At 52.2% G+C, this 1,195-nt stretch carries 2 pseudogenes; both read left to right on the top strand.

The features are described 5' to 3' along the window. Positions 1-416: pseudogene (locus AC2A6O_RS29015) on the top strand (hypothetical protein); the annotation flags it as partial. Positions 417-428: 12 nt separating this feature from the next. Further along, positions 429-1,195: pseudogene (locus tag AC2A6O_RS29010) on the top strand (hypothetical protein); the annotation flags it as partial.

Here is a 1,195-nt window from a genome sequence, read left to right as displayed (position 1 = left end):
TGCAGGCCCATCATATCGTGCCAGACTGGACCTTGCGATATGGCGCGCGCAATGAAAGCGATAAGCGCATACCCAATATGCCCAGCTTGAATGACGGTCAGGCGATTTGTGTTATGGGGCACGCGACATCGGTAGGTAGTGAACACGACGAAGCTCATTTTGCAGATGGTGCTATTGAAGCATTGGGAGCAACTTCAAATCCTCCTTACACAGCTCCTTTATCTCAAGTCGTTCGAAAATCAGCAGCGGCGATGATAGAAGTACGTCCAGATTGCGCGAAGCAAATCATGACGGCAATTGGCAAGCAATTTGTGGGCCTCAATCCTAATCAGTTGCTTCGGGCGAAGAGGCTTCCGCCTCTTCCAGTAGAAACAATTAGAGCTCTTAAGAGCGCTGCGATCCGCTCCATCCCCTGAAGGACATTCGCCTTGATCCAATTTACCCGAGCCACCGCCTCATCCTCCGACACTTTGATGGTTTCAGCTGTCTTGGCTGAGAACAACGACGAGGCGATCTATCAGCCCGCCGCCCGCGTATTTCAGTACGAGCACAGGAACGCGGCCGGTAATCGCTGGTTCTATGACGATTTCGATCTCAGCGTACAGGACATCGCCTATATTCGAGACACCGCAATCACCCCTCCCGCGCGTCATTTCTCACTGCTGGGAGCGGAAGGCGATGTCTACCATATCGCAAAACCTGAGCATTATGCCGAGCGTATAGAAGGGGCCGGAACGGCTAATTCGGGGTCCAAGTTCTACGGCAAGGTTCTAACCCTTCGGCAGATAGATGAGCATCTGTATGCATGCGGTGGTGGCGGACAAATCTACGTTAGGCAAAACCGAGGTGATTGGGGAATGCTGACGGATGAGGTCTTATTCGATCCTTTTGCCGAGGAAAAGCGGAAGCCCGAAAAGGAACCCGAATTCCTTTCGCCTGAATGGGAGGAATGGGTAACGCAGTCAGCATTGCATCCAGCTTCGAGAAACATCCTGTTTTTCGACATTGATGGCTTATCTAATGAAGCCATTTATCTTTGTGGCGTGGTGGGTCCCGGATCCAAGCCCATTCTTTGTTTCTGGAATGGCAATACCCTTGAAGAGTTGAACGTGCCCCTGGAAGAGGCCGCACTGACGGGTATCCACATCGAGAATGAGGACAGTGTCTGGATCTGCGGCCGCGAAGGCGTCATCCT

The sequence above is a fragment of the Labrenzia sp. ATLA3 genome (genome assembly GCF_057180185.1).
The sequence above is the reverse complement of the archived record's forward strand: the minus strand, read 5'-3'. Positions and strand labels throughout refer to the sequence as shown.